Origin of the sequence: Moritella sp. 24, assembly GCF_018219155.1 — a bacterium.
Lineage (GTDB): Bacteria > Pseudomonadota > Gammaproteobacteria > Enterobacterales > Moritellaceae > Moritella.
This window is the reverse complement of record NZ_CP056123.1, coordinates 2,490,704-2,503,821: the sequence shown is the minus strand read 5'-3', so window position 1 is coordinate 2,503,821 and position 13,118 is coordinate 2,490,704. Positions and strand designations below refer to the sequence as shown.

Annotated in this window: 8 protein-coding genes and 1 pseudogene; 7 read left to right on the top strand and 2 right to left on the bottom strand. The window is 40.0% G+C overall.

The annotated features are described in order from the left end of the window. The first annotated feature begins 36 nt into the window (after window positions 1–36). Both HWV00_RS11155 and HWV00_RS11150 read left to right on the top strand, forming a co-directional pair. A complete protein-coding gene (locus HWV00_RS11155) occupies window positions 37–5,991 on the top strand; it encodes a beta-ketoacyl synthase N-terminal-like domain-containing protein (protein ID WP_211681201.1) in 5,955 nt (1,984 codons plus the stop codon). Window positions 5,992–6,116: 125 nt separating this feature from the next. Beyond that, window positions 6,117–7,733, top strand: a complete 1,617-nt coding sequence (locus tag HWV00_RS11150) for a PfaD family polyunsaturated fatty acid/polyketide biosynthesis protein (RefSeq protein ID WP_211681199.1) — start codon at window positions 6,117–6,119, stop codon at window positions 7,731–7,733. Window positions 7,734–8,252: 519 nt separating this feature from the next. On the opposite strand, the gene HWV00_RS11145 is transcribed toward HWV00_RS11150, so the two are convergent. Further along, window positions 8,253–8,615 (bottom strand): hypothetical protein, encoded by a 363-nt coding sequence (locus HWV00_RS11145; RefSeq protein ID WP_211681197.1) that lies wholly within the window; start codon window positions 8,613–8,615, stop codon window positions 8,253–8,255. 229 nt (window positions 8,616–8,844) lie between these two features. Between HWV00_RS11145 and HWV00_RS11140 the strand changes: the two genes are divergently transcribed. From HWV00_RS11140 to HWV00_RS11120, 5 genes and pseudogenes are all read left to right on the top strand, one after another. Then, window positions 8,845–9,528, top strand: coding sequence for a hypothetical protein (locus tag HWV00_RS11140; protein WP_211681195.1), 684 nt, complete (start codon window positions 8,845–8,847; stop codon window positions 9,526–9,528). 72 nt (window positions 9,529–9,600) lie between these two features. Beyond that, window positions 9,601–10,299 (top strand): GIY-YIG nuclease family protein, encoded by a 699-nt coding sequence (locus HWV00_RS11135; protein ID WP_211681193.1) that lies wholly within the window; start codon window positions 9,601–9,603, stop codon window positions 10,297–10,299. Between the two features lie 127 nt (window positions 10,300–10,426). Beyond that, window positions 10,427–10,803, top strand: a pseudogene (locus tag HWV00_RS11130) (GFA family protein). A gap of 122 nt (window positions 10,804–10,925) precedes the next feature. Then, the gene (locus tag HWV00_RS11125; RefSeq protein WP_211681191.1) at window positions 10,926–11,522 is read left to right on the top strand and encodes a bifunctional 2-polyprenyl-6-hydroxyphenol methylase/3-demethylubiquinol 3-O-methyltransferase UbiG; all 597 of its coding nucleotides are present in this window, start codon (window positions 10,926–10,928) and stop codon (window positions 11,520–11,522) included. Between the two features lie 156 nt (window positions 11,523–11,678). Next, window positions 11,679–12,077, top strand: a complete 399-nt coding sequence (locus HWV00_RS11120; RefSeq protein ID WP_211681189.1) for a VOC family protein — start codon at window positions 11,679–11,681, stop codon at window positions 12,075–12,077. A gap of 134 nt (window positions 12,078–12,211) precedes the next feature. Here the strand turns inward: HWV00_RS11120 and HWV00_RS11115 are convergent, their stop codons facing one another. Next, window positions 12,212–12,403 carry a hypothetical protein gene (locus HWV00_RS11115; protein WP_211681187.1) on the bottom strand — a complete coding sequence of 64 codons (192 nt, stop codon included), beginning with the start codon at window positions 12,401–12,403 and terminating at the stop codon, window positions 12,212–12,214. Window positions 12,404–13,118 lie beyond the last annotated feature (715 nt).

Sequence of the window (13,118 nt, the reverse complement as noted above, 5' to 3'; positions counted from 1 at the left end):
TTCGTCAATTGAATATGGATTTAATAGAGAGAAATTATGGAAAATATTGCAGTAGTAGGTATTGCTAATCTGTTTCCGGGCTCACAAGCACCGGACCAATTTTGGCAGCAGTTGCTTGAACAACAAGATTGTCGCAGTAAAGCGACAGCTGTTCAGATGGGTGTTGACCCTGCTAAATATACCGCTGAAAAAGGCGACACGGATAAATTTTATTGTGTTCACGGCGGTTATATCAGCGATTTCAATTTTGATGCTTCTGGTTATCAACTTGATAGTAGCTACTTAACAGAACTCGATGATCTCAATCAGTGGGGGCTTTATGTAACGAAGCAAGCGCTGACAGATGCAGGTTATTGGGGCAGTGATGCGCTGGATAATTGTGGTGTTATTTTAGGTAATCTATCGTTTCCAACCAAGTCGTCGAATCAGCTGTTTATGCCGTTATATCATCAAGTTGTTGATAACGCATTAAAGTCAGTATTACATCCAGACTTTCAGTTAACCCATTATACAGCACCGAAACAAACTCACGCTGATAATGCCTTAGTAGCAGGGTATCCAGCTGCTTTGATCGCGCAATCTGCGGGTCTAGGTGGTTCACACTTTGCACTGGATGCTGCCTGTGCATCATCTTGTTATAGCGTTAAATTAGCCTGTGATTATCTCCATACTGGCAAAGCTGACATGATGTTAGCGGGGGCGGTATCAGCATCAGATCCTATGTTCGTTAATATGGGATTCTCGATTTTCCAAGCGTATCCAGCTAACAATGTTCACGCCCCATTTGACCAAGATTCACAAGGCTTATTTGCTGGTGAAGGCGCGGGCATGATGGTATTAAAACGCCACAGTGATGCCGTACGTGATGGTGATAATATTTACGCCATTATTAAAGGCGGTGCATTATCAAATGATGGTAAGGGTGAATTTGTATTAAGCCCAAATACCAAGGGACAAGTATTAGTTTACGAACGCGCTTATGAAGATGCAGATGTAGATCCTGCGGCTGTTGATTATATCGAGTGTCACGCTACGGGTACGCCTAAAGGTGATAATGTTGAGCTGCGTTCGATGGAAACTTTCTTTAGTCGCGTAAACAACAAACCTTTGCTGGGTTCGGTTAAATCTAACCTCGGACATCTGTTAACAGCTGCTGGTATGCCGGGTATGACCAAAGCTATGTTAGCACTAGGTAAAGGTCTTATTCCTGCAACGATTAATTTAAAAGAACCACTGCAGTCTAAAAATGGCTACTTTACTGGCGAGCAGATGCCGACGAGTACTGTGCCTTGGCCGACGACACCGGGTGCAAAGGTAGATAAACCGCGTACCGCTGGTGTCAGTGTATTCGGTTTTGGTGGCAGTAACGCCCATTTAGTATTACAGCAACCAACACAGCAGCTTGAATCTCACTTTAGTGAAGCCAAACCCCGAGAGCCATTGGCGATTATCGGTATGGACAGTCACTTTGGTAGTGCCAGTAACTTAGCACAGTTCAAAACACTATTAAATAATAATCAAAATACCTTCCGTGAATTACCAGAACAACGCTGGAAAGGCATGGAAAGTAATGCCAACGTCATGCAATCGCTACAGTTAAGCAAAGCACCTAAGGGTGGTTATGTTGAACAGTTAGATATAGATTTCTTACGCTTCAAAGTACCACCAAATGAAAAAGATTGCCTGATCCCACAACAACTCATGATGATGCAAGTGGCTGACAATGCAGCTAAAGATGCAGGTCTAGTTGAAGGTCGTAATGTTGCGGTATTAGTCGCAATGGGCATGGAACTGGAGTTACATCAGTATCGTGGCCGTGTTAATTTGACAACACAAATCGAAGACAGCTTATTACAACAAGGCATTAGCTTAACGGCCGATCAGCGTGAAGAACTGACGAATATTGCCAAAGATGGTGTCGCTTCTGCTGCGCAGTTAAATCAGTATACCAGCTTCATTGGTAACATTATGGCGTCACGTATTTCAGCGTTATGGGATTTTTCAGGCCCTGCAATTACCGTGTCTGCGGAAGAAAATTCAGTTTATCGCTGCGTTGAATTAGCTGAAAACTTATTTCAAACCAGTGATGTTGAAGCGGTTATTATTGCTGCTGTTGATTTAGCGGGTTCAATTGAAAACATTACCTTACGTCAGCACTATGGACCGGTAAGTGAATGTGGCCCAGTTAACGAAAAGGGTCCGGTAAGTGAAAATGGCTCAGTAAATAATAATGTACTTGATGCACAGCAATGGCTGGTGGGTGAAGGCGCAGCTGCGATTGTTGTTAAACCGCAATCACAAGTGGCATCACAACAAGTTTATGCCAGTATTGATGCTGTTAGCTTCGCATCAGGTAGTGATACTAAAGCGATTACGATTGCGGCAGATAAAGCGCTGACGTTAGCGGGTATCAGTGCTGTAGATGTAACGAATGTAGAAGCGCACGCCAGTGGTTTTAGTGCCGAAAATAGTGCTGAAAAAACGGCATTTTCACAATTGTATCCAAACAGTCAAATCAGTTCAGTTAAATCTAATATTGGTCATACATTTAATGCCTCTGGTATCGCCAGTATTATTAAAACCGCCTTGCTATTAGATCAGAACGCGAGTCAAGATCAACAACATAGCAGTGGCCACCAGGCGAAAGAACACATTGCTATTAACGGTCTTGGTCGTGATAACAGCTGTGCACATCTTATCTTGTCGAGTTCAGAGCAAAGTCATCAAGCTGCACCAGCGCCAATTGGTAAAGTTCGTCCACAGTTAGTCAAAACGATCAAACTTGGTGGTCAGTTAATTAGCAATGCAATTGTTAACACTGCCAGCTCATCTTTGAATGCGATTAAAGCGCAGTTTGCGGGTAAAACGTTAACCAAAGTTAACCAGCCTGTAGTGATGGATAATCTAAAACCACAAGGTATTAGCGCTCATTCAAGCAACAAAATAAGCCCAATTCAAGTTACAGCAGAAGCTGTAAGTTCACCCCTTTCTCAACATCAACATTCAGCGCAGCCTATACAGGCTCAAAGCGCTGTTGGAGTGACAGTGAAAAGCAAAGCCAGTAACGAAATTTATCAGCAAGCGTCTACGCACAAAGCCTTCTTGCAAAGTCGCTTAGCCGCACAGAAAAACCTCTCACAACTTGTCGAATTACAATCTAAACTGTCTGCTACAACGGCTGTTCAAAACAAGGTTGTCAGTCCCGTTATTCAAGCAGCGTCGCCATTGACGGTTGTGTCTACTCTTGCTTCAAAAAATCCAGTTGTAGCTGCTAATCTGACAAGTGTAGAAGCGCAGGTTCAAGCTGAAGCAACACAAGCTGGTTTCCAAATCAAAGGACCCGTTGGTTATAACTATCCACCATTACAGTTGGTTGAACGCTATAACAAGCCTGAAAATATTATTTATGATCAAGCAGACTTAGTTGAATTTGCCGAAGGTGATATTGGTCAAGTATTTGGTGCTGAATATAATATTATTGATGGTTATTCTCGACGTGTACGCCTACCAACCACGGATTACTTATTAGTAACACGCGTGACAGAGCTAGACGCTAAAGTTAATGAATACAAAAAATCATACATGTGCACAGAATACGATATTCCTGTGGATGCACCGTTCTTAATCGATGGTCAGATCCCTTGGTCTGTTGCTGTTGAATCTGGTCAATGTGACTTGATGTTGATCTCTTATATCGGTATCGACTTCCAAGCTAAGGGTGAACGTGTTTACCGCTTACTTGATTGTGAATTAACTTTCCTTGAAGAAATGGCTTTCGGTGGTGAAACGCTACGTTACGAGATCCACATTGATTCTTATGCCCGTAACGGTGAACAGCTATTATTCTTCTTCCACTACGATTGCTATGTGGGTGATAAGAAAGTACTGATCATGCGTAATGGTTGTGCGGGCTTCTTTACTGACGAAGAGCTTTCTGACGGCAAAGGCGTGATCCACAATGACAAAGATAAAGCTGAATTTGCTAATGCAGTGAAGTCATCGTTTACACCGTTATTGCAACATAATCGTGGTCAATATGATTATAACGACATGATGAAGTTGGTTAACGGCGACGTAGCGGGTTGTTTTGGTCCGCAATACGATCAAAGTGGGCGTAATCCATCATTGAAATTCTCATCAGAAAAATTCTTAATGATTGAGCGTATTACCAAAATAGATCCAACGGGTGGTCACTGGGGGCTTGGGCTATTAGAAGGTCAGAAGGACTTAGATCCTGAGCATTGGTATTTCCCTTGTCACTTTAAAGGAGACCAAGTGATGGCAGGCTCGTTGATGTCTGAAGGTTGTGGTCAGATGGCAATGTTCTACATGTTATCACTGGGCATGCACAGCAATGTTGATAATGCTCGTTTCCAACCGTTGCCAGGTGAATCTCAAACAGTACGTTGTCGTGGTCAGGTATTGCCACAGCATAATACCCTGACTTATCGCATGGAAGTCACGGCGATGGGCATGGAACCATACCCGTATATGAAAGCAAACATTGAGATTATCCTTGATGGAAAAGCAGTGGTTGATTTCAAAAACCTAAGTGTGATGATCACGGAACAAGATGATAACTCACCATACCCAGTAACACTGCCTGATAATGTGGTACTTAAAGCGTTAACGGATGCGGTCGTTACTCAATCAATTGAGCAATCAGTTGCGCCTGTGGTAGCAAGCGTTAACGAAACAAACTTAGATGAACGTGGTGTTGAGCCATTCAAATACCCTGAGCGTCCTTTAATGCGCGTGCAATCAGATTTGTCTGCACCGAAAACGAAAGGGGTAACACCTATTCAGCATTTCGAAGCTCCTGCTGTTGCTGGTCATCATCGCGTGCCGAATCAAGCGCCATTTACACCTTGGCATATGTTTGAATTTGCGACTGGCAATATCTCTAACTGTTTCGGTCCTGACTTTGATGTGTATGAAGGCCGAATTCCACCGCGTACACCTTGTGGTGATTTACAAGTAGTGACTCAGGTTGTTGAAGTGCAGGGCGAACGTCTTGACCTGAAAAAACCGTCAAGCTGTGTAGCTGAATATTATGTGCCGGAAGATGCTTGGTACTTCACGAAAAACAGCCATGAAAACTGGATGCCATATTCATTAATCATGGAAATTGCACTGCAACCAAACGGCTTCATTTCTGGTTATATGGGCACCACGCTTAAATACCCTGAAAAAGATCTGTTCTTCCGTAACCTTGATGGTAGCGGCACGTTATTAAAACAGTTCGATTTACGTGGCAAGACGATTGTGAACAAATCAGTACTTGTTAGCACGGCTATTGCTGGTGGCGCGATCATCCAAAGTTTCACGTTTGATATGTCTGTTGATGGCGAACTATTTTATACCGGTAAAGCGGTGTTTGGTTACTTCAGTGGCGAGTCTCTAACTAACCAACTGGGTATTGATAACGGTAAAACCACTAATGCTTGGTTTGTTGATAACAATACCCCTGCAGCGAATATTGATGTGTTTGATTTAACTAATCAGTCATTAGCTCTGTATAAAGCACCTGCAGATAAACCGCACTATAAATTGGCTGGCGGCCAGATGAACTTTATCGATACTGTGTCAGTCGTTGAAGGCGGTGGTAAAGCGGGTGTAGCTTATGTTTATGGTGAACGTACGATTGATGCTGATGATTGGTTCTTCCGTTATCACTTCCACCAAGATCCTGTTATGCCGGGTTCATTAGGCGTTGAAGCCATCATTGAGTTAATGCAAACGTATGCGTTGAAAAATGATTTAGGCGCTAAATTTGCTAATCCGCGTTTCATTGCTCCAATGACGCAAGTTGATTGGAAATACCGTGGTCAAATTACACCGCTGAATAAACAGATGTCACTGGATGTTCATATCACCGAGATCGTGAATGAAGCTGGTGAAGTGCGCATAGTCGGTGATGCGAATCTATCTAAAGATGGCTTGCGTATTTATGAAGTGAAGAACATCGTACTGAGTATTGTTGAAGCGTAGCGGATATTAGAGCGACTGGGCAGTCCACGCTGGATTGCCTTGAACGTAATAGTCGAGTTGTTGAATTGAGTTATTTGGTTATATGTAAATAAAGAATTCAGCAACTGCAAAAATAGGAATGAAGTATGTCGAGTTTAGGTTTAAACAATAACAATACGATCAATTGGGCTTGGAAAGTAGATCCAGCATCAGTACATACGCAAGATACAGAAATTAAAGCTGCGTTAATGGACTTAGCAAAACCAATTTATGTGGCAAGTAATGCGGGCGTAACGGGTATAGCGAACCATACGTCAGTAGCGGGTGCTATCAGCAATAATATCGATGTTGATGTATTAGCATTTGCTCAAAAGTTGACCCCTGAAGATTTGGGTGATGACGCCTATAAAAAACAACATGGGGTTAAATATGCCTACCATGGTGGCGCAATGGCTAACGGTATTGCATCGGTTGAGCTTGTCGTTGCGTTAGGTAAAGCGGGGCTGTTATGTTCTTTCGGTGCGGCAGGTTTAGTGCCTGATGCGGTAGAAGATGCCATTCGTCGTATTCAAGCAGAACTGCCAAATGGTCCTTATGCGGTTAACCTTATTCATGCGCCAGCAGAAGAAGCACTAGAGCGTGGTGCGGTTGAACGTTTTCTTAAACTGGGTGTTAAAACGGTAGAGGCATCGGCTTACCTTGGTTTAACTGAGCACATTGTTTGGTATCGTGTTGCGGGTCTAACTAAAAATACGGACGGTACGGTTAACATAGGTAACAAGGTTATTGCTAAGGTATCGCGTACTGAAGTTGGTCGTCGCTTCATGGAACCTGCACCGCAGAAGTTACTCGATAAGTTATTAGCGCAAGGCAAGATCACTGCTGAACAAGCTGCATTAGCATTGTTAGTGCCAATGGCTGATGATATTACTGCGGAAGCGGATTCTGGTGGTCATACTGACAACCGTCCATTTTTAACCTTGTTACCAACCATTATTGGCCTGCGTGATGAAGTGCAAGCGAAGTATAACTTCTCTCCAGCATTACGTGTTGGTGCTGGTGGTGGTGTCGGAACGCCTGAAGCAGCACTCGCTGCATTTAACATGGGCGCTGCTTATATCGTTCTGGGTTCTGTTAATCAGGCTTGTGTTGAAGCGGGCGCATCTGAATATACCCGTAAGTTGTTATCTACCGTTGAAATGGCCGATGTGACTATGGCACCAGCGGCAGATATGTTCGAAATGGGCGTGAAGCTACAGGTATTAAAACGTGGTTCTATGTTCGCTATGCGTGCGAAGAAACTCTATGACCTGTATGTTGCGTATGACTCAATTGAAGACATTCCAGCTGAAGAACGTGAGAAGATTGAAAAACAGATCTTCCGTTCAAACCTTGATGAGATTTGGGCTGGCACGATTGCATTCTTTACCGAACGTGATCCAGAAATGCTAGCGCGTGCGCAAAGTAGTCCTAAGCGTAAAATGGCGCTAATCTTCCGTTGGTATCTCGGTCTGTCTTCACGCTGGTCAAACACGGGCGAGAAGGGACGTGAAATGGATTACCAGATTTGGGCTGGCCCAAGTTTAGGTGCATTTAACAGCTGGGTTAAAGGATCGTACCTTGAAGATTACACCCGTCGTGGCGCAGTTGATGTTGCCTTGCACATGCTAAAAGGTGCCGCGTATTTACAACGTGTAAACCAGTTGAAATTGCAAGGTGTAAGCATGAGTACTGAATTGGAAAGTTATCGTACTAGTGATTAATGTTGGTTGGTAATAATTATTGATGAAAGCGCCTTGAGGGCGCTTTTTTGTTTTTTGATACCAGTGTGGCTAACTTGAAACAGCCCCTAATTGTGTTGGGGCAGTTGCTCATACTCAATATCTTCACATTAATTTACCATATATTTTGTTAATAGATAAATTTTGTTGTTCAATCGTAAACCTGCTTTATATACAGGTATAATTGGCTTTATCTTGTTTCACGAAATATTGATTACTTATACTGCCAAAAAGTCTTTGTTTCAAATGTCATTAGAAAGTATATATATGAAATATAACCATTTATTTTTTCATACATCTATTTACATGGACCCAAGTAAATAAATTTCTTGTTTACGTTTTTATTTTATTTGATAGATTACAGGTGTTTGTATATACCCACTTGTAATATAAGGTAAATTTGATATTGTTAAATTAAAATAGGATTCACGTTATACGGAATTCCGTATAACAAACTGTTATGCTAAATGCGCACCCACGTATTAATGAGTACGCTTTTATTTAATCCCAGAGAGTTAGGGTGCAAGTGTACGTGCTGAATCGAGGTGAACTACCACTTATTACCAAGGTATTACTATTAAATTTGTATGTAGTATTATTCCATCCTGCATCAAAATCCACATGACAATAATCTGATGTGAGATTTTCAGCTTGAACTTCATAGCAAGATATTTTTCCGTACTCTGTGGTAGTTAGGCAAATATGCAATTCGGTAACTGCTCTGATATTTGCTCCTGTAGCCTCAAAGTGCACTTGCACGTTGTCAATAAATGCATCTCCATTGGCGGCTTGCTTGTGTGTTGCTGCTTTTAGAAATTGCTGAAGTGCTTGCTGAGATGCTCTATCAATACCTGGTTTCGACATGTGACTCCTTAATAAATGGATGTTGTAATATTGGTTTAGCAAATATTATACTAGTTGCAAATTATGCGCATCTAATATTTTGCATAACAAGGCATTTAAACGAAACTAAAACAGTGGGTTACGTTTCGCTTCGCTACACATTTCAACCCACTATTTTAGTCCGCTTAATGCGGCGTTATGTGCCTATTCATTTTGCATAGAGTTTATTTCTCTATAATTAAGGAAATTAATGTCTCAATATATACTTGATAATTTACTGCCAATTTTAGGTGGTAGTGGAGCTGTAGTTATCGCTTTATCTTCTTGGCTAGGAAAGGTTTCAGCTTCGAGAATAATTGAAAAAGAAAAAAGTGAATTGAATTTAGAGTTACAAAAAGTAAAAGATGAAAACAAGTTAATATTAAATAGATTAGATGCTGAATTACAAAAAAATATGCAAAATAAAGAGCATCATTATCAAGTATCAAAGTCTACCTACGAAATGATTTTTGATAAAAGAGTTTCTGTATATGGAGAGTTATTAGAATTAAAAAACTCTTACTATAAATACATAAATGAGCATCCACTTTCAGAAACAGAAGATGGAATTGAGGAATCGTTTACTTACTTTATGAAGTGTAGGGGGATAATTGAACTGAATAAAATTTATGTCAGTGAAGAGTTAATTACTAAATATAGCATTTGGTACGATTTAGCTTTGGACTCATTGGTAAAATTAGGAAAAGATGGATATAAAGCCCATGGTCAAGCCCATAGTGATGTTCAAAATTTTCATAATGTTCACGATGCGCAGTTTCCAGCTAGAAACAAATTGGTAATCGATACTAAAGACTCTATGGAGCTACTCTTTAAACAAGTTGAATTTGATTTACAAAGAATAAGAAAAACAATCAGTCATTCACTTTGTTTTTAATGCACATAACAAGCGCTTTAAACGGAACGTCAACAGTTGGCTATTGGTTGATTTCGGAGAAATTTGAGTTTTATGCATTCTATTATTTATATAATGAGACATATTGATATCGGTGGTCACGTCGATATTCCTTATAAAAAAGTGGGTATTACGGGTTCAGGAAAAGCCACATTAACGTCTCGACTTCAGCAAATTAGTAACACCAAATCACCAATAAAAGCACAATGTGTTGCAGCTTGGGAACATAGCGACGCCCGCGCAGTTGAGTCTGCACTTCATTCTTTTATGGAAGAAAGTAGAGTGGAGGGAGAATGGTTCTTGGACAAAGAAGATACTCTTGTTGAGAGGATGCAACCAATTATGTCATTAATTGGCGCCAAACCTATTCAAATTGAAGAAAGTGAAGACTCATATACTAAGAACGTCATTAAGAAAGAAACAGAAGCAAGACAAAAGTCAGATCATATCTTATTAGGCGAAGTATCAGACCTACTAGATAAGCCATTACGTTCAAGTTCTAGAAATTCTGGGCCAACATTTTTCAGCGAAGATAAAGAGCTTACTTATTATGTTAATGCTCGAAAATCTGGAAAACATCACCTATCTATTGGTAGAAGTAAGGGGATCTTTGAAGAAATCAGGGATTTTTTGGAAACCAATGGCTACGATGTAGATCAAAGCCATAAAGGTCATGCCAAAGTACTTAATATTGGCACTTCTATTATTGCAGATGTGATTAATCTTATTGAAAAAGGCTTTCGTGATTCATAGCATATAACAAGCTGTTTAATCAGGACAAAATACAGTTGGTAGTGTTTCGTTCCTCAACATTTTAGCCAACAATATTTTGCCCATTAACAAGGGCGTTATACCTTTCTCGGATTCAGGAGTATAAAACATGGATATTCAACCAATTCACAAAGCTTCATGCCATTGCGGAGCTGTGCAATTTGAATTGTCTTTACCTGATGGTTTGATGGATCCTCGTCGTTGTGATTGTTCAATGTGTCGTAGACGTGGTGCAATTGCTGCCTCAGTACCTTTAATGGAATAAAAATAATTAAAGGTGAAGACTCATTAAGCTTGTATCAATTCAATACACATACGGCTAAACACTACTTTTGCTCAAAATGTGGTATTTATACTCACCATCAAAGACGTTCAAACCCACATCAATATGGTTTTAATGTCGCTTGCTTAGAAGGTGTTAACTCTCTAGAGCTAGAAAACATTCCTACGTATGATGGTGTTAATCATCCAGCAGATCGCGTATAAAATTTATAACGAGCTAATTAATAAGAACAAAAAACAGTTGGCTGTTTTCGTTTCTCAACATTTAAACCAACAATTTTTTGCCCATTATTAGGGCGTTATGTACTTTACGGAAATAGAAATTTATGGATGAAAATACTGAAATCTGGCGTCAGTACTACGAAAAGGCACTATCTCGCCCACATTCAAAGCGTACTGAATTTGCAATTCGACTCAATGAATCAACTCTAAAAGTAGCCACTGATTGTGGCTGTGGCACAGGCAGTGATATCCAGTATCTAGAGCAACAGGGTTTTCGAGTTCATGGCTTCGATATTAATCCAGACTCTGTTGCTATTTGTCGAGACAGATTTGGGCTAAAGTCGTTAGTGGAAATTTCAGAGTCTTCGTTTGAATCTTTCGATTATCCAAAATCTGGTGTGGTTATCGCAAACTCAAGTTTGTTCTTTGCTGACCCAAGTCAATTTGAAGCGACTTGGAGCAGCATTAAATCGTCAATTGAAGTCGGTGGTGTATTTGCTGGTGACTTTATGGGTATTAAGGACAGTTGGGCTCAACATTATCGAAGTCCAACTACACCTTTATCCGAATCTGAGATAAAGGATTTGTTCTCTGAATTTGAAATAGTCAGGTTCTACGAACGAGATGAAAAAGCTAAAACTGCATTGGGTAGAATGAAGCATTGGCATACTTATTCTGTGGTTGCGGTGAGACGTACATAACAAAGCATTTAAGAGTGATTCCCAACGCTTGGCATTTTTCGTTCCATCGTTGGATTTCGTGTTTACGGCGGTATGGTTAGGTTCTGTGGTAGCGTTGCTCACAGCTTAGTGCGGCGTTATATGCCAGTACACCTAAAGCTGCTACATGGAGGATAAATGATGTCAAAATCCACAATATTAAGAGTCGCAAGGCCAACGGATAATCTAGAAGCGATTACAGATATGTATGTGACTGGCTTAGGTTTCAAGTTGCTGGGTGATTTTAAAGATCATAATGGTTTTGATGGTTCTATCATTGGCCATGAAAAGCATAACTATCATTTTGAATTTACTCACCATGAGGGAGTAAGTGTAGGAAGGGCACCAACTCAGGATAATCTTCTTGTATTTTATTTCACAGAAGCAGAAGCATGGGGGGAAAGCTGCAAACAGATGATTGATGCAGGATTTAAGGTTGTTCCTTCATATAATGATTACTGGGATGTTGTTGGTAAAACATTTGAAGATATAGATGGGTATCGTGTGGTTCTTCAAAACCGAGAATGGTCAGTTTAATAAGCATATTCTTCGTCAATTATTTTATCGATACGACAATAGGTAAAAATCTACTCTCTGGCGGTGAATACTTATTAATATTAGAAACAAAAAACGCCAGCAAATGCTGGCGTTTTAAAGATTAATGTCAATTATTACATCATGCCGATATCACGTAGAAGATGCGGCGATAAACCTCTTGATTGAATATCTAATGATGTTTGTTTCTTCTCACTAAAGAAAATGTCTTTAGTGTGTTTAATCAGTCCTTTGATAGAAACAGCATAAGCTTTTTTGTCTAAAGCTAAATCTTGTGGGATCATATTTATGTGCGCTGCGTGTGCCATTTTAGCCTCTATCTGTATTTAATAATTTATGTTTAACTCGTGATGTATTTGCTCATCTGGTGAACATAGTAGCGTATTAAATAACCATGCAATAATGATAAAAAATAACATCAAGCATTAGTTTTTCTAATGTGTATGGCGGTGTGTAACTCCACCAGCAGCTTAATAAATAATCATTCACTTTAATTGCATATAAATTGGTGTTTTTATTCCAAAGCTAGTTAAAATAGGCGTTTGTCACATGTATTTAACAATTCGAAGCTATTGAAATAGTCTTGATTTAGCAATAATAAATAATAATGAGTTTTTAACATTCAACGTAGATGAATTTAATTCATTAGATTTACTATCACTTTGAATTGCGATTTACATACGCATTTCGTATATTTTTTAGGAAATGAAAATTATTTGGGCGATTCTATTAACATATATAAGAAATAAGTGGCTTGCACTTAAGTAAACGTTAACTTAGTGACATAAAATTCAGCTGAATATTCATCATGTTGTCTATCCGCAAATCTAGTCCGATAAAAATGTGCTCAAACGAAATGCGCTAGCGCACTGACAGTAATTCTTAATAGAGAGGGCTGGTGGGTAGAGCGAAATGATAGGCATGCATTTATCTTGTTGCCTTAAATTGGTAAGGTTTTGTTCATACAATAACTGAATCGTAAACCGCTGTTGATACAGCGGTTTTTTATATTTTAAGTCTCGC

Coding starts and splice junctions, on each gene's coding strand:
- HWV00_RS11135 (WP_211681193.1), top strand. CDS start 9,601: ATGCATTCTATTATTTATATAATGAGACATATTGATATCGGTGGTCAC.
- HWV00_RS11145 (WP_211681197.1), bottom strand. CDS start 8,615: ATGTCGAAACCAGGTATTGATAGAGCATCTCAGCAAGCACTTCAGCAA.
- HWV00_RS11120 (WP_211681189.1), top strand. CDS start 11,679: ATGATGTCAAAATCCACAATATTAAGAGTCGCAAGGCCAACGGATAAT.
- HWV00_RS11125 (WP_211681191.1), top strand. CDS start 10,926: ATGGATGAAAATACTGAAATCTGGCGTCAGTACTACGAAAAGGCACTA.
- HWV00_RS11155 (WP_211681201.1), top strand. CDS start 37: ATGGAAAATATTGCAGTAGTAGGTATTGCTAATCTGTTTCCGGGCTCA.
- HWV00_RS11150 (WP_211681199.1), top strand. CDS start 6,117: ATGTCGAGTTTAGGTTTAAACAATAACAATACGATCAATTGGGCTTGG.
- HWV00_RS11115 (WP_211681187.1), bottom strand. CDS start 12,403: ATGGCACACGCAGCGCACATAAATATGATCCCACAAGATTTAGCTTTA.
- HWV00_RS11140 (WP_211681195.1), top strand. CDS start 8,845: ATGTCTCAATATATACTTGATAATTTACTGCCAATTTTAGGTGGTAGT.